Raw genomic sequence first — 20,099 nt, forward strand, 5'->3', positions numbered from 1 at the left:
TATCTTATCGGCGAGTAGAGCGTAGGGTGGACAGCCAGCACAAGCCGGCGAAAACCACCGTCCAGGCTAGGGAGATCCCCAGAATCCAGGCGAGGGAATCGGATTCAAACTCGCCGGCGACGAAAGCTTCCTGATCCAGAATGAGACCCTCAGCCTGGGGATAGTGAGCCAGCTGGCCAGTGCCATACATCGGCGTGAAGCGACCGATCTCGAGAAGTGTTCCGCTCAAGGGCATAAACAGGTTACCGAGGAAGGCCAACACGACCAGGAAACCAGACCCAATGGCGACCGCGGACTGGGCACGGAAAATCATCGCCACGGCGAGCCCATAGAACACGAACGGGATAGTGCCAACAATGGTCAGTGCTGCCGTAGCTATCCAATGCCCCACCGTATCGAATTCCGCTCCCGTGGTGGCTCCTAGAATCAGGATCAGCGTGGTGGGCAGAATGGCCAAAATCATGCCCATCAGCATTTTGGACACCATAAACAAGGGGTTAGACAGCCCCGTGAGCGCTAACACTCGATTCCAGCCGTGTTGCTTTTCCACTACCGCGGAACTACTGACCGCCGTAGCAGCGATCACCGAACCGTAGCAAGCCATGGAGGTCATCACCCAAGCGGTCATATTGCCGTCGCCGAAGTTCAACTCGGCAACATCACCGGCCACCCCAAACATCAGGTACAACATGGCCGGTAAGACCAGGATGAAGAAGGTCGACTCCCACATCCGTAGGGACCGCCACGTGTCCCAGGCCAGGTAGTGGACGAAAATGCTCAGGGTGGACCGAGCTGGCGAACCCCCGTGTGAAGGTTTCGTGGTGGTGTGTGAAGCTATGGCGGTCATGAGGGGTCTCCTTCCAACAGGTTTTCCAGCCCGTGTTGAGTAATCTGAACGTTGGAAATCCATCCGTGATTTAGCAATTCGTTAGCCAGCTGATCGGACCGATCGGTTCGGATGCTGATCCGTCGTTTTGCTGGGTCCCAATCGAGTGCGGTTTTTTCCGGTAGTACCTCGAAGGGTTCTTGAGAGTGGCGCCATGTTCCCGTGATGGTGCTGGTGCCTCCGAGTTGGTCAGCCGGTGCGTCGGCGGTGATGGACCCAGATTTCATCACCACGATGCGGTCGGCGAATTCTTCGGCCTCTTGCAAATAATGCGTGGCAAAAATGATGGTTCCCCCACCACGCGCCCAGCTCGTCATCGAGTCCCAAAACCCTCGACGCGAGGTGATGTCCATGCCGGAGGTGGGCTCATCGAGTAGCAGAATCTCCGGGTCGGGAAGGATCGCCAGGGCGAACCGGAGTCGTTGGACTTGCCCGCCCGAACACTTGCCGACCTTGGTCTTCTTGAAAGCAGTGACCCCAGCCTTTTCCATCACCTCCGGTATCGGGAGGCTGTGTCGATGCAGACCAGCAATCATGCGTAGGGTCTCTTCGACCGTGAGGTCTTCCAATAGGCCTTTGGTCTGGAGCACGGCACCGATACGGCCACTGGCCTCAGTCGGCGGGCCTGCTAGGACCTTAACGGATCCGCTTTGTGGCGTGGTGTAGCCCAGAATCATATCGAGCAGTGTCGTCTTTCCGGCCCCATTAGGGCCCAACAAGGCCAGGATCTCGCCAGAATGAACACGCAGTGAGAGGTGGTCCACGGCGGTTAACTGGCCGAATCTTTTGGTGACATTTTCGATGTCGATCGCTGGAGTAGTCATGACATCCACTTTTCCGTACCGGCTCGTTGTGGTGCAGTGTCGCCGATCAGGACTCTCGAGTGACAAAAGTCAGTTCCACCACCGTGGGCGTTATCTGTAACCAGGTTATCTCCGCCGGCTCTGACAGCGGTAGGCTATGGGTGTGCCTCAGATCACTTCGGCTGTGTTGAGAAAGGACACCACGATGACTCACGAATCATCCAACATTTTGAGCGGCAAGACCGTTATTCTCTCTGGAGGGTCACGGGGTATCGGTTTAGAGATCGCCAAGAAACTAGCGTCCGACGGGGCCCAGATTGCTTTGCTGGCCAAGACTGCTGAACCTCATCCAAAGCTACCGGGCACGGTCTACACCGCAGCCGATGAGATCCGTGAGGCAGGTGGGAAAGCGCTTCCTCTCGTGGGGGACGTGCGTGAGGAATCCAATGTCGTCGAGGCAGTTAACAAGACGGTGGCTGAATTCGGTGGAATCGATATCGTCATCAATAACGCCTCCGCTATTAATCTTGAGCCTTCGGACAAGATCGAGATGAAACGGGTGGATCTGATGCATGACATCAATACCCGTGGGACGTTCTTGTTGACTCGGACGGCGTTGCCGTACCTGAAGAAGTCCTCCGACCCGCGGATCTTGACCCTGTCGCCACCGCTGAACACCTCGCCGAAGTGGCTAGGTGTAGCCCCGGCATACATGCTGGCCAAGTATGGGATGACCCTCGCTGCGTTGGGCATTGGCGCTGAACACCGTATCCCCTCTACCACGCTATGGCCTGAAACCACCATCCAGACCGCGGCAGTACAGTATGCCTTGGGCGGAGACGAGATGATGAAGGTCTCCCGCACGGCAGATGTATACTCGGATTCGGCTCATGTGATCCTGACTTCAGCACCGCAGAAGTACGCCGGAGCCACCGTGCTGTGTGAAGAGGTCTTGCGCGATCACGGCGTGACGGACTTTTCCAAGTACAGCCCGGGCGTGGATGAGAAGGACCTGCAAAAAGATCTCTTTGTGGACTAGATCAGATGAACGCTGTTCTTGGCCCACACCCCGTCCTGGCGCTGATTGATTTTCAGCGGGTCTTCCACGACCCTGAGCTGGGGTGGGGGTGTCCGGGATACCTCGAGGCCGAGGCCCATGCTGAGCAGATCGCTCAAGCCATTCGCGCTCGCGGGCTGTCGGTGATTCGCACCCGATTCGTCCGCGATCCCCACGAAACCGGAAGTTGGCGGGCCTACTACGATCGCTGGAACCAATTTCGGCTTGACCCCGAGGACCCGATCTGGGATTTGACGAGCCCTTCGGATGACACCGTAGTGGATCGTCCCACGTTCGGGAAATGGACCGAGGGGCTTGAGCGCCATGTCGATCGCGATTCCGCATTAGTGGTGTGTGGTGTTGCCACGGACTGTTGCGTGCTCTCGACGGTATTCAGTGCCATCGATGCTGGGCAACGCGTCGTGGTGGTGGAAGATGCTTGTGCCGGAGCGACACCGGAACTGCATCGTGAAGCGATTCGTCTGATAGAGCTCCAATCACCGCATGTCACCACCGTCTCAACGAGCGAGGTGCTTCGGTTGCTATCGGCAGATCACTGAAGGAAATAGCCGTTGCGACGTAAGGTGAGGTCGGGAAGATGCCACGGAGCGGCGGCGTACCAGACACCGTCTCGATCGATCCGGGCAATACTCCATTTCCCTTGGTGAATTTCCGTGTGATGTCGCGAGCAGACCAGTGCGGCGTTATCGATTCGCGTTGCTCCGTGGTTTTCCCATTCCACGATGTGATGCACCTGGCACCAGGACGCAGGCATGGTGCATCCGGGGGCTGTGCACCCCTTGTCCCGTGCGACCAAGGCTCGGTGTTGGGCAGGGCTAAAGTCCCGGCGTTCTCGTCCGTAGTCCAGAATGTCGTTTCGTCCGTCGAAAAGTATCGGAACGATTCCCGCTTCACAGGCCAGCGTTCGGAGTCTGGATGGGTGAATGCTTCCGGTGAACTGTCCTTCAGATCTAAAAGCGTGTCCGTTTTCTCCGGGCCGATCCGGGCCATCTGACCCCGGTGGCTTTGATCTGAGGAACTGCTCGGCCCCGGTGCGAGGTTGTTCTGGTCGATACCGTTCGGGAAGTTGTTTGGAGAAGGTCTCGTAGTCCATGGTGACAAGGACCTTGGTGACCTGTCCGCGGGTATGCGCTAAACCGTTCTTTTTCTGTCCCACACCAATGCCTGCGATTAACACTGCCATGAGAGCTTCGAAGCTACGCCGTTTACGGGTTGAATGATTGAACAGAGCGTGCTCGGCATAAAGGATCTCTCGGGAATTTTCGTCGATGGCAGCTACTGCTTCGGGGTCGACTTGCGGGAAGTTGGCTTTGAGCGCAGTGGCGATAGGACTCTCAGGCACCCTGGTCTCTGGGTTTGCGTTTCCAGCACCAGCGCCACGATGATTTTTCAACACGGCGTAGTTATTGGCCGCGTGGTCCAAAGTTGACAATAGCTCTGCACTCAAGCCGAAAGCTCTGCCCCCGAATTCCACGCCACCGCCGGATAGTGGTCGCACCCAAAATTCATCCGTGGCCTTCTTGGGGTCGAGTTCTTCTTCGGGTGCGGGGCCATCTTCGTCCAAGTAGTAGGTGAGTGTTTGTAGCCGGTTTTTGCAGACTTTGCTGAACTCAGAGACGCTCATCGACGCTGCATCCTCAATCAGAATGGGCAAGATCGCATGAATGACCTCTGTGATACGCTCCTGATCAACCTGGCACTGGCGGCCGTAACGCTGGAGATCTTTGAGAAGCTTAATGAGCCGGTCGGCGTTATCAACACAGATGCGACCGGTACTGAATGCTTCGATGAGCTCGGGATATTGGACTGGCTGTGCCTCACCCAAGCCTGGCGGAGGAGCTGGGACCAGATATTCGCTTCGAGTTTGACGCCGTTTGAGATCGGGCTTACCCAGACCGAGTGCTTCGAGGTAGAAGATTCGCCCGTTTCCATAAGTCATTGATGAACCTGTGGGGACACCGAGCAGAGCTCGTTGATCCTCCGGGCTTCGTGTGGCCTGATGGGCGAAGGACAGTAGCCGAGTTTGAACGCTGGTGAGCAGGGTTGCTGATTGTTCAACGCGACGCGCGACCTCTGGGAATGCATTATGCGGTTCCTCTGGGGCGAGGAGATCTTCCGGTTCTTGAGGGTGTTGTGGTTCAGAGGAGCCAGCCAGAGACGTATTCCAGTCGGAGACTTCTGCGGCACGAGACCAATGCGCGAACATCTCATAACTGTCCTCGGCATCCAATTTCGCGTTAAAAGCCGATAGCAGTTGAGCGATCCCGTGAGCGAGCTCGCCTAAGGAGGCTTGATCCGCGGCTTGCAGATCAAGGAACGCGGTGATGTCCGGGCCGTGCGGTGGGGCTGGGCTGGCGGTGCGCACCATGGTCGACTCCTCCTTTCTTGCCATCCATTCTATAGAACAGATATGCCAAGATAAGGTGAGATCGAGTGAATTGTGGAGAGTGACTAGAATAAGCGTTCTATATCCATGAGGGTGGGGAGAGACGGTGTGCGCTGACAGTATCTCGACAGTTGGCGGGTTGTTCCCTTGTCGTTAAGAAAAAGCCGGGGTGGCGAATCCGTGAGGACTCTCCACCCCGGCCCGGTTCGGTGCCAGGTTGTCGACCCGGCGACGAGAGAGGCTGTTACTGGTCGCCCTTGATCAGATCGGAAGCCCGCTCACCGATCAGGTAGATGGTGATGTTCGGGTTCACGGCCACGATCTGAGGCATCACCGAGGCGTCGGCAACGCGCAGGCCATCGACACCCTTGACCTTCAGGTCCGAGGTCAGCGGTGACATCTCGTCATCGTCAGCACCCATGCGGACACTGCCGGCCGGGTGGTAGACGGTGTTGTGGGTCTTGTGCACGTAATCGGCGATGTCTTCATCGGAGGTGACATCTTCGCCCGGGAACAGCTCGCGCCCTTTGAACTGGGCCATGGCCGGCTGATCCATGATCTTGCGGGCCAGTTTGATGCCTTCGACGGCCACGCGGGTATCGTGGCCTTCTTCGTCGGTGAAGTAGCGGGGATCCACCTTCGGTTTGTCCCGATAGTCCATCGAACGTAGGCGAACGGTACCGCGCGACTTAGCGTGGGTGATGTTCGGGGTTAGTACGATGGCCTCGTCAGCGGTGGGGTAGCCCTGACGGCGGGTGTGCATATCGAAGGGGACCGAACCATAGTGCATCATCAAATCGGGCAGATCGTGCTCACCGGTGGTGTCCTTGAAGATGCCGATCTCCCACCACTGAGTGGCCTCACGGGTCATGGTGACGTTGGACTCCCAGGAGATGACAGCTTCGGGGTGATCCTGCAGGTTCGAGCCCACACCGGGGGAATCCACGACCACGTCGATGTTGAATTCCTTGAGGTGCTCGGCTGGGCCAATACCGGACAGCATCAGCAGCTTCGGCGAGTCGATCGCACCGGCGGAGACGATGACTTCGCGGTCGGCACGCATGGTCTTCAACCGGCCGAAGGCGTTGTCTTCATACTCGACCCCAACGGCTTTCTTCTTGGACCCGGCAACATCGTCGAACAGCACCCGGGTGACCCGATGGCCGGTGAAGATGTGCAGATTCTCGCGATCCATGTTTGGGTGCAGGTAAGACACAGAGGACGAGGCACGGGTGCCGTCCTTCTTGGAGTTGATCTGGAACCAGCCGGCACCATCACCGACGGTGTCGGCGGAATTGTGTTGCACGGTGGGCAGCCCGGCCTGTTCGGCAGCTTCGAGGATGGCCACACCGACCTGATCTTTGGGTGGGACGTTCATGATCTCCACCGGACCGTCGGAGCCGTTGTGATCATAGTCGTTGTCGTTGGTTTCCATGCGCTTGATCAGCGGACGCACCTCGTCGGGGCCCCAGCCGGCGGCACCCATCTCCACCCAGGCTTGCAGGTCTTCTTTGGGCGGGTGGAAGGCGATGCAGGAGTTGTGCGAGGAACAACCGCCCAGTACCTTTGCACGGGCGTGGCGCATGAAGCTGTTGCCAACTTCCTGTGGCTCGATGGGGTAGTCCCAGTCAAATCCGGATTCCAGCAACTCTGGCCAGCGGTTCAGGGTCAGCACCTCGTCGTGGCCCTGGTCGGTGTCGCCACCTTCCAAAAGCGCGACCTGAATGCTGGGATCTTCGGAGAGTCGAGCGGCGATCACGGCACCGGCGGAACCGCCGCCGACGACGATGTAATCAAAGTGTGGATCGGTATGGTCAGCCATGAATACTTCCTTCACTTCTTCGGTTGGGTGGTCCAATGGACCGGGATCAAAGAACCGGGATTTTTAGTGGCGAGGGAACCAGTCGGCCGGGGCCGGCTCGGTGTTGTGGTAGATGTGCTTGGCCTCGACGTACTCACCCAAGCCCATCTGGCCCAGTTCCCGGCCGATGCCGGAGCGCTTGAACCCGCCCCACTCGGACTGCGGGACGTAGGGGTGGTAGTCGTTGATCCAGATCGTACCGTGACGCAGAGCGCGGGAGACACGGTTGGCGGTCCCCATATTTTGCGTCCACACGGCCCCAGCCAGACCATATTCGGTGTGGTTGGCGATGGCGACGGCTTCTTCTTCGGTGGTGAAGGTCTCCACGGTGATGACCGGGCCGAAGCCTTCTTCGATCACCGCGGGGTTCTCCTGGGTGCAGTTGTCCAAGATGGTGGGAGCATAGAAGAACCCGTGCTCGTGCTCTGCACCGCCCCAGTGGCCACCCACGCGTAGGGTGGCGCCGGCTTCCACACCACGCTTGACGTAATCGGTGACCTTCTCGCGGTGTTCGGCGGAGATCAGCGGACCGGTCTCGGCATTCTCGTCGAAGGGGCCGCCCATCACGATCTTTTCGGCCCGGGCAACCAGCTCGTCGACGAACCGATCGTGGATGGACTCTTCCACGATCAATCGGGTGCCAGCCGAGCACACCAGCCCGGAGTCCAAAAACGCTGCGGTCAGGGCGTTGTCGACGGCGGAGTCAAAGTCGGCGTCGGCGAAGACCACGTTGGGGTTCTTGCCGCCCAGCTCCAGGGCGACCTTTTTGACGGTCTTGGCAGCTTCTTGGGCGATCGTGGTGCCGGTCTTGAGCCCACCGGTAAACGAGACCATGTCAATGTCGGGGTGAGAAGACAGTGGGGCACCGGCGACCGCACCGGAGCCGAGCACCAGGTTGGCCACGCCGGCCGGCAGGCCGAGCTTGTCGTAGACGTCGATGATCAACATGGTGGTGTGCGGGGTCAGCTCGGCGGGCTTGATGATGAAGGAGTTCCCAGCGGCCAGGGCAGGGGCCATCTTCCAGGCGGCCTGTAGCAGCGGGAAGTTCCAGGGGGTGATCATCCCCACGACGCCGACCGGCTCGTAGACCACGCGGTCGATCACTGAGGCGTCGCCGGTGTCGACCAGTCGACCCGGGTTGGCATCGGCGATCTTGCCGAAGTAGCGATAGCAACCGATAATGTCGTCCATATCGCCTTCGGCCTCGACCAGGCGCTTGCCGGTATCCAGGGCTTCAGCCCGGGCGAACTCGTCCTTACGTTCGGTGATCGCATCGGCGACCCGAAGCAGGAAGTCACCGCGTTCGGCGGCGGGCACTGAGCTCCACACTCCGGAGTCGAAGCAGGCGCGGGCGGCGGCGATGGCTTCTTCCACGTCGGCGGTGGTGGCTTCAGAAACCACATCCACCTCGGTGCCATCGGCCGGGCAGATCACGGTGCGGGTACCGCCGTCAGAGGCTGGCTTCCATTGACCGTTGATGTACAGGGTTGTCGGTTCGGTTGTGCTCATAGAGTGTTACCTAGCCTTGCGGAATCCGTCGGAGATGGTCAGGAATTTTTGGAGTTGGTGTCCTGGGCGCTGGTGGGCTCAGGAACCGGTACCTGGTCAATAGAACTCGTATCAGCTTGGTCGGTGTCGTTCCAGGTCTCGGGGGTGAAGGTCTCATCGGCTGGTACCGGTGCCCCGTCCTCACCGGCCATGGACATGTACGCCATGTGGGTGTCGTAGGAATCCAACACGTCGGAGATGACCTGGTCCTTGCTCAGACCGTAAATATCACGCCCGCGAGAGCCGGTATTGGAGAAGACCTCCAGCTTGAAGAAGACCTCCTGAACGGTGCGGATGTTGGTGGCGAAGCTCGGCACAGGGTATGCGACCGGGTAGGCCTGGTACTTGAAGTCTTCCTGATCGGTGAAGTGCACGACCAGATCCACATAGGGTAGCCCATGCTCGGGGTGCTGGCCACGGTGGCACTGGACATCTCCGCCCAGGGCCTCGATTTCGGCGGCGACCTCTTCGATCGCCGGAGCAGCGACGGTGTTGACGTACTCGGTCAACTGCTTGTGGCTGGCGAAGCTCATCCGATGACGCAAACGTTGCTGCCACTTGATGCGCTCACCGGACTGGTTCGTGCGCGAGGAGAGCGCGGTGGGTAGCGCCCGGGCCTGCGACAAGGCGACCAGGCGTTCATGCCGCAACATCTTCCACAGGCTGTACATCACCAGGTAGAGCATGATCGACAGCGGGAGACCCACGATCACGGTAAAGGCCTGAAGCGTGTAAACGCCATCAATAAACAGCATCGACAGGGTCAGTGCACCGGTGACCACCGCCCAAACGATACGCAACCAGCTGGGGCCGTCGGAGTCGGCCATGGTGGCCTTTGAGGTCATATTGGCCATCACTAGCGAACCGGAGTCTGCCGAGGTGACGTAGAAGAACAGGCCGGTCAGCACGGCCAATCCGATCGTGAAGAGCGAGCCCGGGTACTGCTCCAGCAGGGTAAAGAACCCAGATTCGGGAGTGTTGTAGGTCTCTTCGAGGAAGGTGGGATCGGACTGGAAGAAGCCCAGCGCGGCGTTGCCCAGGATGGAGACCCACAGCAGGATGAAGGCAAAAGGAATCAGTAGCACGCCGACGACGAATTCGCGTAGCGTGCGACCGCGGGAAATACGCGCCAGGAACAGGGCAACGAACGGCGCCCAGGCGATCCACCATGCCCAGAAGAACAAGGTCCAGTCGGCCATCCACTGATCAGCGGGTAGCTCAGGTGCCTGACCATCGGTGTAGGCGAAGGTGTTCATCAGCATCGAGGGCATGGACGAGAAGAAATCCCCGATGTTTTGGACCAGGGCGTTGAGTAGCTGGGTGGTGTTATCGGCAATCAGTATCCAAGCCAGCAGAGCGATGGCCAGGTAGATGTTCAGCTCGGAGAGCAGGCGAATACCCTTATCCACACCGGAGACGGTGGAGACGATGGCGATCAGCACCGAAATGGCCATCAGTGCGATCTGTACGGTCATGGACTGGGGGATGTCGAACATGGCCGACAGGCCGTAGTTCAAAAACACCACGCCAATACCTAGGGAAACGGCAATACCGGAGATGGTGCCGATCGTGGCGGCGATCTCGACGGTGTGGCCCACCGGGCCGTGGATGCGTTTGCCGAAGATCGGGGCCAGCGCCGAGCGGATACTCAGCGGCAAGTGGTAGCGGTAGGCAAACAGGCCGAAAGCCATACCCAGAAGTGCGTACATGGCCCAGCCGGGGATGCCGTAGTGGAAGATGGTCCAGATCGGGGCCATCCGAGCGGCCTCTTCAGATTCGGGAGCGACATCCGGGGGAGTCAGATAGTTCGTGGCCGGACCGGAGATGCCGAAGAACATCAGGTCCACGCCAATACCGGCGGCAAAAAGCATGGCCGCCCACGTGAACATATTGTATTTCGGGCGGGCATGGTCCGGGCCGAGCCGGGTATGTCCGGACCGGGTGAGCGCCACAATCAGTACGAATACCACAACGATGGCCGCGGTGAGTACGTAGTACCAGCCAAAGTTCTCCGAGACCCATCCCATGGCCCCAAAGATGGCATCTTCGGCGGTGGATGGCCAGATCGATGCAAACAACACGAAGGCAACCAGGATGATCAGGGCGCCCCAAAAGACCGGCCAATTGACCTTTGACGGTGCGGAAGAGTCGGAAAGATCGTCTTCTGGTGACTGTTGTGCTTCAGTCACTGAAGTGGCGGCTGACATGCAGTCGGACCTCAACTTTCTGTGGTGTTGTGTCCTGCGACCCCGGTGGTACCTTGCCCTGAGCCGGGCACGCAGGTGATCGAGTATGGATAAGCGACACACAACCGCCGAGCGTGATCGATGAAACGCAAGCACAGCCGATCTGTCTCGACGGTAACCTACGTTAGGCTACTCTGACCGAATAACGCCCTCAACATCTCACCAGCGGTTGCGATATGACCTTGACCACGGGTCTTGGCGAGCGGGACATATCATGCCTGGAGACGAAACCGCGACGCGGTAGAGTGATACACCGTGGCTTTAACTATTGGATTCGTCGGACTTCCCAACGTGGGGAAATCAACCCTGTTTAATGCACTCACGCGACAGACCGTGCTAGCAGCGAATTACCCCTTCGCGACTATTGACCCGAACGTGGGCGTGGTCAACCTCCCCGATCAGCGCTTGTACCAGCTGGCGGAGATGTTTCACTCGGAAAAGATTCTGCCGGCCACGGTATCGTTCGTGGATATCGCTGGAATCGTCAAAGGCGCCTCGGAAGGCGAGGGGCTGGGTAACCAGTTCTTGGCCAATATTCGTGAAGCTCAGGCCATTGCCCAGGTGGTGCGGGTCTTCGAGGACTCCGATGTGGTTCATGTCGACGGACAGATCAACCCGACCTCCGATATGGAAACCATTAACACCGAGCTCATCCTGGCGGATTTGCAGACTCTCGAGAAGGCTATTCCTCGAGTGGAAAAAGAAGTCAAAGGCAAGAAACGCCCGCAGGCGGAACTGGATGCCATGGTGGCGGCCCAGAAGGTGCTGGAACGTGGCGAGACGATCTTCTCGGTCATCGAGTCGGAGAAACTTGATCTCGAGGCGCTCAAAGAGCTCAATCTGCTCACTGCCAAGCCGTTCATCTACGTGTTTAACTCCGATGAGACGGTCCTGAACGATGAGGCCAAGAAAAAAGAACTAGCTGAGCTGGTCGCGCCGGCGCAGGCAGTCTTCTTGGATGCCAAGTTCGAGGAAGACCTGGTTGAACTGGACGAGGAAGAAGCCCAGGAGATGCTGGCCCTGAACGACCAAGAAGAGTCAGGACTGGACCAGCTAGCACGCGTTGGTTTCGACACCTTAAAATTGCAGACCTACCTCACCGCCGGCCCGAAGGAAGCCCGGGCCTGGACCATTAACCAAGGAGACACCGCTCCACAGGCTGCCGGCGTGATTCACACTGATTTCCAGCGGGGCTTCATCAAGGCCGAGATCGTCTCCTTCGACGATTTGATGACGGCCGGATCAATGAACGAGGCCAAGGCTGCCGGTAAGGTCCGAATGGAGGGCAAAGACTACATCATGCAAGACGGCGACGTGGTCGAGTTCAGGTTCAACGTGTGATCGGCGCTCTCTGCGATGATCCGAGCACCGCCCCGGTTGCCTCGTCATGAGAGGACCGGGGCAGTGCCGTACTTGGAGGGCCCTCGCCTCTGTCGCGGTTGCTAGGTGCTCTGCTATCATGATTGATATCAGAGGAGGTGTTCGCAGATGTCATCCATCATCGTTCGCGGTCTCGACGACGCCGTGAAGCAGCAACTCGCTGCACAGGCGAAGGAGCACGGTCGGTCGATGGAAGCCGAAGTTCGCGCCATCCTGACCAAAGCTGCACGCCGGCCGCACATAGGAATCGCTCTGCTGGCAGCCGCGCAGGATGTCGGGGGAGTCGAGGAGCTACCGATCCCGGTGCGCGATGACGTCGCGCGGGCGGTGGACTTCGAGTGATCATCCTCGACACAAACGTGATCTCGGAGATCTTTCGACCCTTGCCCGAGCCACGCGTAGCGGACTGGCTCACGTCCCTGGAGGGTGACGTAGCCATCACGTCCGTCACGCTCGCAGAACTGCTGGCAGGTTTGCGGCGGTTGCCGGATGGTCGGCGCAGAGATGCGCTGACCAGACGAATTGACGTGGCGCTCGCACCGTACAGGGGCGGCCGCGCTGTGTTGCCGTTCGATGACGTGGCCGCCGACCGCTATGCCGACGTGCTCGTGGCTCGAGAGCGCGCGGGAGCGCCGATCAGTACCGCCGACGCGCAGACCGCCGCGATCTGCCTGGCGCACGGAGCAACCTGCGCTACGCGCAATGTGAAGGACTTCCAGCACACCGGCGTAGAACTGGTGGATCCGTGGAAGGTCGATGCGTGAAGCATCATTCGATTGAGGTCATCGCCCATCAGCAACGCACTGAGGCAGATCTGGCGTGAGCTTCGAGAATTCTTCGGTAGTGAGTATCTCGAGGAGTTCGGAGAGTGGGATCCGCAGCAGTCCTACGGCTACGCGTCACATGATGTCCACGTCAGGGCACGGGCCGAGAACCGCGTCGTCGACCACGTGGGATGGGTGCGCGGCGAGATCGCTGTCGGTACGGAGGTCGTCGCGATCGTGGGAGTCGGCGGTGTCTTGATCTGCGCTGACGCAAAAGGGGTGCGTCTCGGGGGTGAGCTCATGGGGTGGGCTGAGCAGTCGGTGCGGGATCTTGACCAACTCGCGTTCGACTACTTGTGCTGTCGAGAGCAAGTCGTCCCGTTCTACGCTCCATGTGGTTGGCCTCGGATCTATGCCCGCGAGAAGTCGATCGGACGTGACGGCGAATCTGTCGTGGATGAGCTCGGCCCGTCGATCCTCATCCTGCCAATCGCCCCGCTCGAGTCGTGGCCAAAGGGCGACGTCGACCTGCGCGGACGGGCTTTGTAGTCGCTGACTGCAGATGGCCGTACGTGCCGGAATGCGGTCGAGTTCCGCTTTAACGTGTAGCGGATCAACCACCGGTGCGAAGAAGTAGCGATGGCGAACGAACGGATCACCGACCGAGGATTTCGTCGAGGCTCAGCTTCGATTGCTAGGCTTCTACGACGGTCCGGACGAAATTGTCGTCGAAAAGCCTGTCTTCGCTGAGATCTAAGACTCGTACCCGGCCGTCGACCTGCCGAAGCTCTGGATCCAGTGTGTCAAGAAGATCATCGACAAGGCCCGCCTGCCTGTCGCGAAGCTGGAAAGCACGACCCAGCTTCAGGTCCACCCCCGAGCTACGCACGCCCACCAAGGGCTACCCACAGGGAGTGCTGAACAAGATCGTGACGCTGCTCCCCGAGAAGGTGATTCTCTTCCTCACGGTGTACCAGGACTTCGACGTCGTGGCATCCGTCATGTCGGAGTCCTCAGGCCAGTAACTCCCTTCTATCCGAACAGATGGTGGGGATGCTTAAAATGTGACGGGGCTTCCTTCAGACTTAGGTCATGGCGAAGCTCGACACCGGCTGGGCGATCATTGAGATCGACCGATTCTCGCCCATACCGGCGCAGGTCCACCCGGGCACGGGTTCAGGGCTTGCATTTGTCGGCACCGTCATGCGTGGCCCCAGGACCGAGGCGTCAGAGCGAGCGCATGTTATCCAGCAAATCCTTGATCGGGCGTTGCCGGGGTGGTCGCGGAACCGTTCGGACAAGGACAAGGACTACTCGTGGCTGCGCGATCAGGCGTCTCGGGCGAAGGTCGCACTGCGGAGGCAAGTAGGGCTCGCCGAGAAGCTCGAGGACAACGCCCCGGATATGGACGCAGCCAATGTCCACCCGTGGGCATGGGAGAATGGGCGCTTGTACTGGAAAACCCGGCACTATCATCAGACTGTCATGCACGTCGCCATCCGGATGAACGTCGAGTCACAGGCCAAGCTTGGCCGGAAGGATATCTCGGAGACTGCGCTGTTCAACGAGGCGTTCTCGCTGACCCCTCCAAATCTGAAGCCACTAGGTGGCGACTGGTCGAGGATGACGGCAACAAGACGTACGAAAATCTCCACCGTGGGGCTCGTGCCTTTGCCGAGGGGCTCTACGCTGCCCTCGGCAACCCTTGAATGCGCACCCGTGAAGAGGGCATCGGACCGGGGCGGAGATTTGTCGATGCGGACGGCAATGGAAGGACGAACTCTCGTTGTATGCGTGGCGAGCTCTCGCGGAGCATAGGAAAAGTTGCCGAAATATGGGGTGGCGATTTTCGCTCTAATCTCTGGGAGCACTCCCAGTCCCTATGAGAACTTGAGTGTAGAACTTGCAGGGTCTATGGTGAGGGCATGTGGAGCGTCGACATTGAGCCAATTGAAGAGTGGCTCGCTTCACTGGATGACGGTTCGCGTGTGCAGGTGGTCGCCGCGATCGAGTTGCTGGAGGATTAAGGGCCCCAGCTCGGTCGACCGATCGTCGACAGTGTAGCCGGGTCCCGGCATAAGAATATGAAAGAGCTCAGGCCCGGCTCGTCTGGCCGGTCCGAGTTGCGCGTTCTGTTCGCGTTCGATCCAGAGCGAGTGGCGATCATGCTGATCGCCGAAGATAAGATCGGCGATTGGAAACGCTGGTATAAGAAGCACATTTCGTTGGCCGACGACCTCTTCGACGAGCATCTGGCCCGACTGAGAAGAGAGTGATTGAAATGCCAAAGAACCTGAAGGATTTCGTCGCCGAGCATCCTGTTGACCGGGGACGGGTTGAGGCGCACAAGAAGCGGATGCTTGCTGAGGTTCGCGCCTACCGTCTGCGAGAGCTACGGGAGCAGGCCGGACTGACGCAAGCGCAGCTGGCAGAGCGCATTGGCGTCGGGCAGCGGCAGGTTTCGAAGATCGAGCAAGGCGACCTCGACAGCGCGAAGGTTGGCACCATCCGCAGTTACCTTGAGGCCGTCGGTGGCGAACTCTCCCTTGAGTACGTGATGGGAGACCAGCGAATGAAGGTCGCCTAACGGCAGATGTTTGTCCGTGCCAGAACATAGTCGAGTTCCGCTTTAACGTGTAGCGTTGGAGGGTCTCGGTCGCCGTCTCGTTGCAAGATTAGGTGACGGTTGTCTCCTCACTTCCTGGATGATCCGTTAGGATCGGTTTACAGTACTGATATGTCCTCGGCCGTAACGCGGGATCCCTCGTTCACGTCGCCCGGAAAATTTAACTGGATCGCCGATATTGGCCAACAGCTCTTGGTATATATTGCAACTCTCTTGGTGCTGGCCCTCCTGGTTGTCCTGGCCGCCGCGGACGTGCTGAGGGGTGATGTGGGCAGTGATGATCCCGTACCTGCGGAATTTGTGTTACTTTTTTGGGGCGGGATTATGGGATGCTACCCCGTGTAACACAGGGCCCTTGCGGTGTAAAAGATGACTATATTGCGCAAAGCCCTCGCTTTATTCCGACGTTGCTGTTCTCGCAGATCATCGGTGGGGTCTTGTTCACCGTGGTGGCTGTCCTTCTCGTCACCTGGCAAACGGCCGAATATTCACCAGGAACTGTGATTGGTTCAATTTCTCGCGAGCCACAAGCATTGGCCACGGTGGTATTTTATTGTGTCACGCTCTGTGTTCGGCCACATGCCGCGGCCCATTTCCTGATCAAGATGACCTCGAAACCAAACACACAGGTTCTCGGCCTGATTGTCGGGCTTCCGGCATTTCTGGTGACTTTATTGGGTGGTTTGATCTTGGCAGCCGTCCAACGCACTCCGGACTCCGTGGATCTGGCCCAAAAATTTGCCCTCTGGGGTGGGCTCGCTCTCTGTGGCCTGGCTGTTTATCTGGTGACACTCATCTGGTGGAGCATCTCGGTGCGTAACCAACGGCTCAGTCCACCGCCGCGTCACCCGGGGATGTTCGTTGGGGTGTATCAACGGGGCCGGGATAACGACGCAAAGGGACAGCACTAGAGCTCTCGTGCACGCCTGAGACGACGGACACTTGTCGATGTTAACCTAGTGTGGAGACATGAACGCTTGGACCATCGTCACCATCACGGTGATAGCCGTACTGGTCGGCACGATCCTGCAACGGCTATCGGGAACCGGTGTGGGCCTGGTTGTTGCCCCCGTACTGTCACTTGTGCTCGGTCCGGCCTTCGGCGTACTCCTGACCAATATGACCACGATGGTGTCCGGGTTTCTGATTATGCTCAGCGTGTGGTCGAGCATTAGCTGGCGTCACTACGGGTGGATCATTATCCCAGCTGTTCCCGGTGCATGGGCGGGAGCCTGGCTGGTGAGCCAGCTCTCTGCCGCCTGGCTGTCTATCGTCCTGGGAGCGATCGTCGTGCTTGCCATAGTGGTCACCGTGTCCCTACGTCAGCTACCAGAGTTAACGGGGCGCCCCACAACAGTGGTGGCAGGTGCACTGGGAGGACTGTTTAATTCAACGTCGGGAGTCGCCGCGCCGGTGATGGTAATCTACTCCCGGCTCTCACGGTGGGACCAGCGCTCTTTTGCGGCCACGCTCCAGCCGATCTTCATGACCATGGGAGCACTCTCTGTCGTGATGAAACTAGGTATGGGAACGGTGATGGACGGCCCAGAACCAGACATCCCGCTGGTGGTGTTGTTGGTCTGTATTGTGGTCGCGGTGGGATTGGGTTTGACGGTCGCGCTTTTTCTCTCCCGCTACGTCTCCGCTCTGACAGCACGCAGAATGGCCATGACACTGGCCGGCCTCGGTGGCGTCAGTGCGATAATGCGGGGAGTGTTTCAGCTAGTGGCTTGACCATGAGCCTCGATCTGCATGGTGAAAAGACGAATGGCGTCACGAGCACCGAGCAGCAGTGGTGGAAGACGGGTGCAACGTGCCGCAATGATCGAGCGTTGTGCGCAGGTGTGCGAGAGTTTCGCACACCAGTTGGTTGGTCACGCGATTGCTCACCATCAGCACGGCTCGGCAGATAGGGGAGACATCCAGCTCCCGCGCTGAGGCCGGCAGGATACTGATTAGGAGAAAATCTCGTTCAGTTGCTGGTAATGAGACAACCGGCCCCTATCATCTGCAACTGTTCATCATGACTCGTGCTCGAACCAGGGTATAAGAAATCCTCAATCAGGATGTCGACTTGGTTGAAGGGATATCAGATACCGTTGTGTCTTTGATGTCGGATATTAGATTCGACGGATCTGGGTGGTACAGCGGTGCGCTTGGTCGTCGACATCAGGACAAGAGCAAAACTCTGTATCTGTCTGATATGGCCTTCGACGACCGTAGTTATACTGTTCTGAGTCTTCTGGAATGTGACGGTCGAGTAGATTCCGCAACGGCGAGTCGGCGTCTGAACCTCGGGCCTGCTCAAGCTCGCCGTATCGTACGGCGGTTGCTCGGGTCCCGGCAGATAGCCCAACGAGTTGAAGCAGCTCATATGCAAGATCAGTGGTCAGGAGTCCTGGTGCTGTGGATGATGGTCTCAGCACATCGCCTCCTGGACGTTTCGAGGCGAATCGAACAGATACCAGGTGCCAGATTATGCGCAACACTCGTGGGCGGAGGCGCGAATTTGTATGTTGTCACGTGGTTGAAGTCCCTCCGTGATGCTGCTGAGACAGAAGCTGAGATTGTCTCCGATCTTCCGGTACGGGTTGTAGACCGGAGCCTCGTGCTGCAGTACTTCAAAAGGATGGGCGTGCTCATCGACCACAATGGGCGACGCATTGGTTATGTGCCGTGGGTCCAAGACTCCAGTCAACCGGTTCATGAGGGGCGGTGTCTCGCTGAAAGCGTGCAACACATCACATAGTTTTCGGTGCTGACATACGATGAGATCGTGGGCACGCTTATCATCATCGTGCTAGCCGTGATGGTTGGCACGGTCCTGCAACGATTGTCAGGGACCGGCGTGGGATTGGTCGTCGCTCCGGTACTGTCGTTGGTTCTTGGGCCGACCGCCGGGGTGTTGCTGACCAACATGACCACGACGATTTCTGGCTTTCTGCTTATGCTCAGCGTGTGGTCAAGAATTCGTTGGCGCCAGTATTGGTGGATCATTATCCCGGCCCTTCCAGGTGCGTGGGCGGGCGCCTGGCTGGTGAGTCAGCTTTCTGCCGCGTGGCGTAGTGCCTCATGTCAAACTGAGCGCGAAGGGTAAGTCGTGCCTCACAGATCGTGAGCGCGAGAGGTCGCGTGGCTGCAGTGTCGTGCCTCAGCTAGTTTGAGCGCGAAAACTTGGGTTAGCTGGCTTTGGTGCGGATGCCGGTGGTGCGGCGTTTTTGCCGGGCCTGGTGCTTGCTGTCGAGGTCGGCGGCGATGGTGAGGGTTTTGTCTTTGGCCAGGCTGATCAGCCGGTCTTGGTAGGTCAGGATTTGGCGGGTCAGCTGGGCTGGATTGATCCTGCGGTAGATGGCCGCTAGCTCTTCTTGTTGGGCGGTGGAGAGGATCCCGGCATCCAGCAGCCGGTGGTAGGGAGTCTTGGGTTTGTCATAGAGGCGTTTGCGCCGCCCGCTGGCGTCTTGGGTCCAGCCGGTGGGTTTTTTGGTGGCGGTGAAGTAGTTGAGTTTCAAACCCACCACCTGCCATAGGGCCGCCAGGATGGCGCGTTCATCTGCGGTGTCGTACCGGTAGTGAAACCCAAATTTTCGCACGGCGTGGTTGTTTTTGGATTCCACGGTGGCTTGATCATTTTTTTGATACGGCCGGCCCCGGGTGAAAAAGATCAACCGGTCAGCAGCCCAGTGCATGACTTCGTGGTTGATGAACTCTGACCCGTTGTCACAATCTAAGCCCGCGATCCCATAGGGGATGGCGGCTGCGGCCCGGTCCAATCCTGCCAGGATGTGCACTTGGGCGTTATGACGGAGCACTTCTAGGTGCACCCACCCGGTGCGCACATCAGTCATGGTTAGGGTGCGGGCGAATTCGCCTTGCAGGGTTGGCCCGCAATGGGCCACCGTGTCGGTTTCGAAAAACCCTGGTTCGTCTTCGACCTCATCGCCGGCTTGTCGCACCGTAATCGAGTTGCGCAACAAGGCCCCAGGCTTGGTCGTAGCGATGCCTTTGAGGCGTAACCGGTCGCGTTCGGCCTTGAGATACCGGTCAATCGTGGCGGCACTCATGGCCACCAGCTGGGCACGCACCGTGGGGTTATACCCGGAGCGGCCAAACGCCAACTCATCGTGGGCTTCTAACGCGTCTAACCAGTCTTCCATCACCGGTTTCATGTATTTGCCCGAGGGCATGCCCATCAACCGCCACACCCGGATCAACTGCTTTTTCGCATTCGCCGAATACTTCGTGGGTTTATGCTTTCGACGGTCAATGCGCACCACGTTTTTGACCCCGATGGTCTGCGACGTCAGATACCGCCTGGCCGTGGACCGGCCCAACCCAGTGGAAGCACAAAACTGATCTAAAATCGCTGACTTCTCCGCCTTGGACCCCGTGCGATAATCCCTACGTAATTGCTTGGTGACTTCAATCCGAGCACTCATCGAGACAATGTCCTTATCCATGCGTTCACACTATGGCTTCGCGCTCACGATACGTGAGGCACGACCTGAGCTACGCGCTCAATAT

At 58.7% G+C, this 20,099-nt stretch carries 20 protein-coding genes and 1 pseudogene; 13 read left to right on the top strand and 8 right to left on the bottom strand.

The features are described 5' to 3' along the window. Window positions 1-4: 4 nt before the first annotated feature. Window positions 5-847, bottom strand: coding sequence for an ABC transporter permease (locus QDX22_RS11910; protein WP_279673603.1), 843 nt, complete (start codon window positions 845-847; stop codon window positions 5-7). After that, window positions 844-1,710 carry an ABC transporter ATP-binding protein gene (locus QDX22_RS11915; protein WP_110100187.1) on the bottom strand — a complete coding sequence of 289 codons (867 nt, stop codon included), beginning with the start codon at window positions 1,708-1,710 and terminating at the stop codon, window positions 844-846. Before QDX22_RS11915 ends, QDX22_RS11910 begins: the two co-directional genes overlap by 4 nt. 184 nt (window positions 1,711-1,894) lie before the next feature. Between QDX22_RS11915 and QDX22_RS11920 the strand changes: the two genes are divergently transcribed. Beyond that, entirely contained in the window at window positions 1,895-2,728 is an 834-nt protein-coding gene (locus QDX22_RS11920; protein ID WP_110123220.1) for an SDR family oxidoreductase, read from the top strand. A 5-nt stretch (window positions 2,729-2,733) separates the two neighbouring features. Beyond that, a complete protein-coding gene (locus QDX22_RS11925; protein ID WP_110123219.1) occupies window positions 2,734-3,306 on the top strand; it encodes a cysteine hydrolase family protein in 573 nt (190 codons plus the stop codon). On the opposite strand, the gene QDX22_RS11930 is transcribed toward QDX22_RS11925, so the two are convergent. The 4 genes from QDX22_RS11930 to betT form a co-directional block, all read right to left on the bottom strand. After that, window positions 3,300-5,159 carry an HNH endonuclease signature motif containing protein gene (locus tag QDX22_RS11930; RefSeq protein ID WP_279696024.1) on the bottom strand — a complete coding sequence of 620 codons (1,860 nt, stop codon included), beginning with the start codon at window positions 5,157-5,159 and terminating at the stop codon, window positions 3,300-3,302. The two genes, QDX22_RS11925 and QDX22_RS11930, sit on opposite strands and share 7 nt — an antisense overlap. Before the next feature lie 238 nt (window positions 5,160-5,397). Next, window positions 5,398-6,975: a GMC family oxidoreductase gene (locus QDX22_RS11935; RefSeq protein ID WP_110100190.1), complete on the bottom strand. Its 1,578-nt coding sequence runs from the start codon at window positions 6,973-6,975 to the stop codon at window positions 5,398-5,400. Window positions 6,976-7,038: 63 nt separating this feature from the next. Beyond that, window positions 7,039-8,523 carry an aldehyde dehydrogenase family protein gene (locus QDX22_RS11940; RefSeq protein WP_110100191.1) on the bottom strand — a complete coding sequence of 495 codons (1,485 nt, stop codon included), beginning with the start codon at window positions 8,521-8,523 and terminating at the stop codon, window positions 7,039-7,041. 38 nt (window positions 8,524-8,561) lie between these two features. Next, the gene (gene betT / locus QDX22_RS11945) at window positions 8,562-10,769 is read right to left on the bottom strand and encodes a choline BCCT transporter BetT (protein ID WP_110100192.1); all 2,208 of its coding nucleotides are present in this window, start codon (window positions 10,767-10,769) and stop codon (window positions 8,562-8,564) included. 294 nt (window positions 10,770-11,063) lie between these two features. On the opposite strand from betT, the gene ychF reads away from it, so the two are divergent. From ychF to QDX22_RS11965, 4 genes are all read left to right on the top strand, one after another. Further along, window positions 11,064-12,149 carry a redox-regulated ATPase YchF gene (gene ychF / locus QDX22_RS11950; RefSeq protein ID WP_110100193.1) on the top strand — a complete coding sequence of 362 codons (1,086 nt, stop codon included), beginning with the start codon at window positions 11,064-11,066 and terminating at the stop codon, window positions 12,147-12,149. A gap of 147 nt (window positions 12,150-12,296) precedes the next feature. Then, a complete protein-coding gene (locus tag QDX22_RS11955) occupies window positions 12,297-12,530 on the top strand; it encodes a FitA-like ribbon-helix-helix domain-containing protein (protein ID WP_110100006.1) in 234 nt (77 codons plus the stop codon). After that, entirely contained in the window at window positions 12,527-12,952 is a 426-nt protein-coding gene (locus QDX22_RS11960; RefSeq protein ID WP_110100194.1) for a type II toxin-antitoxin system VapC family toxin, read from the top strand. Before QDX22_RS11955 ends, QDX22_RS11960 begins: the two co-directional genes overlap by 4 nt. Window positions 12,953-12,964: 12 nt before the next feature. Continuing rightward, complete coding sequence (locus QDX22_RS11965; RefSeq protein WP_158524689.1) at window positions 12,965-13,501, top strand: GNAT family protein; 537 nt, start codon at window positions 12,965-12,967, stop codon at window positions 13,499-13,501. Window positions 13,502-13,646: 145 nt separating this feature from the next. Here QDX22_RS11965 and QDX22_RS11970 read toward each other — a convergent pair whose 3' ends face one another. Then, window positions 13,647-13,847: a hypothetical protein gene (locus QDX22_RS11970; RefSeq protein WP_110100196.1), complete on the bottom strand. Its 201-nt coding sequence runs from the start codon at window positions 13,845-13,847 to the stop codon at window positions 13,647-13,649. 197 nt (window positions 13,848-14,044) lie between these two features. On the opposite strand from QDX22_RS11970, the gene QDX22_RS11975 reads away from it, so the two are divergent. The 7 genes and pseudogenes from QDX22_RS11975 to QDX22_RS12005 all read left to right on the top strand — a co-directional run bounded on the left by QDX22_RS11975 (window position 14,045) and on the right by QDX22_RS12005 (window position 18,675). Further along, window positions 14,045-14,770, top strand: a complete 726-nt coding sequence (locus QDX22_RS11975) for a hypothetical protein (RefSeq protein ID WP_110100197.1) — start codon at window positions 14,045-14,047, stop codon at window positions 14,768-14,770. A gap of 221 nt (window positions 14,771-14,991) precedes the next feature. Further along, window positions 14,992-15,228, top strand: a pseudogene (locus tag QDX22_RS11980) (type II toxin-antitoxin system RelE/ParE family toxin); the annotation flags it as partial. A gap of 5 nt (window positions 15,229-15,233) precedes the next feature. Then, a complete protein-coding gene (locus QDX22_RS11985; RefSeq protein WP_110100392.1) occupies window positions 15,234-15,539 on the top strand; it encodes a helix-turn-helix domain-containing protein in 306 nt (101 codons plus the stop codon). Between the two features lie 150 nt (window positions 15,540-15,689). Further along, entirely contained in the window at window positions 15,690-15,923 is a 234-nt protein-coding gene (locus tag QDX22_RS11990; RefSeq protein WP_110100198.1) for a hypothetical protein, read from the top strand. A gap of 260 nt (window positions 15,924-16,183) precedes the next feature. Beyond that, window positions 16,184-16,489 carry a hypothetical protein gene (locus QDX22_RS11995; protein ID WP_146206324.1) on the top strand — a complete coding sequence of 102 codons (306 nt, stop codon included), beginning with the start codon at window positions 16,184-16,186 and terminating at the stop codon, window positions 16,487-16,489. A gap of 58 nt (window positions 16,490-16,547) precedes the next feature. After that, window positions 16,548-17,312, top strand: a complete 765-nt coding sequence (locus tag QDX22_RS12000) for a sulfite exporter TauE/SafE family protein (protein ID WP_110099999.1) — start codon at window positions 16,548-16,550, stop codon at window positions 17,310-17,312. A gap of 1,042 nt (window positions 17,313-18,354) precedes the next feature. Then, a complete protein-coding gene (locus QDX22_RS12005) occupies window positions 18,355-18,675 on the top strand; it encodes a TSUP family transporter (protein WP_233492078.1) in 321 nt (106 codons plus the stop codon). An 82-nt stretch (window positions 18,676-18,757) separates the two neighbouring features. On the opposite strand, the gene QDX22_RS12010 is transcribed toward QDX22_RS12005, so the two are convergent. Beyond that, window positions 18,758-20,035, bottom strand: a complete 1,278-nt coding sequence (locus tag QDX22_RS12010) for an integrase catalytic domain-containing protein (protein ID WP_210403473.1) — start codon at window positions 20,033-20,035, stop codon at window positions 18,758-18,760. Window positions 20,036-20,099: the final 64 nt, after the last annotated feature.

This window comes from Auritidibacter ignavus (assembly GCF_029853775.1).
Classification (GTDB): domain Bacteria; phylum Actinomycetota; class Actinomycetes; order Actinomycetales; family Micrococcaceae; genus Auritidibacter; species Auritidibacter ignavus.

Coding starts and splice junctions, on each gene's coding strand:
- QDX22_RS11910 (WP_279673603.1), bottom strand. CDS start 847: ATGACCGCCATAGCTTCACACACCACCACGAAACCTTCACACGGGGGT.
- QDX22_RS11915 (WP_110100187.1), bottom strand. CDS start 1,710: ATGACTACTCCAGCGATCGACATCGAAAATGTCACCAAAAGATTCGGC.
- QDX22_RS11920 (WP_110123220.1), top strand. CDS start 1,895: ATGACTCACGAATCATCCAACATTTTGAGCGGCAAGACCGTTATTCTC.
- QDX22_RS11925 (WP_110123219.1), top strand. CDS start 2,734: ATGAACGCTGTTCTTGGCCCACACCCCGTCCTGGCGCTGATTGATTTT.
- QDX22_RS11930 (WP_279696024.1), bottom strand. CDS start 5,159: ATGGCAAGAAAGGAGGAGTCGACCATGGTGCGCACCGCCAGCCCAGCC.
- QDX22_RS11935 (WP_110100190.1), bottom strand. CDS start 6,975: ATGGCTGACCATACCGATCCACACTTTGATTACATCGTCGTCGGCGGC.
- QDX22_RS11940 (WP_110100191.1), bottom strand. CDS start 8,523: ATGAGCACAACCGAACCGACAACCCTGTACATCAACGGTCAATGGAAG.
- betT (WP_110100192.1), bottom strand. CDS start 10,769: ATGTCAGCCGCCACTTCAGTGACTGAAGCACAACAGTCACCAGAAGAC.
- QDX22_RS11955 (WP_110100006.1), top strand. CDS start 12,297: ATGTCATCCATCATCGTTCGCGGTCTCGACGACGCCGTGAAGCAGCAA.
- QDX22_RS11975 (WP_110100197.1), top strand. CDS start 14,045: ATGGCGAAGCTCGACACCGGCTGGGCGATCATTGAGATCGACCGATTC.
- QDX22_RS11985 (WP_110100392.1), top strand. CDS start 15,234: ATGCCAAAGAACCTGAAGGATTTCGTCGCCGAGCATCCTGTTGACCGG.
- QDX22_RS11990 (WP_110100198.1), top strand. CDS start 15,690: ATGTCCTCGGCCGTAACGCGGGATCCCTCGTTCACGTCGCCCGGAAAA.
- QDX22_RS11995 (WP_146206324.1), top strand. CDS start 16,184: ATGACCTCGAAACCAAACACACAGGTTCTCGGCCTGATTGTCGGGCTT.
- QDX22_RS12000 (WP_110099999.1), top strand. CDS start 16,548: ATGAACGCTTGGACCATCGTCACCATCACGGTGATAGCCGTACTGGTC.
- QDX22_RS12010 (WP_210403473.1), bottom strand. CDS start 20,035: ATGGATAAGGACATTGTCTCGATGAGTGCTCGGATTGAAGTCACCAAG.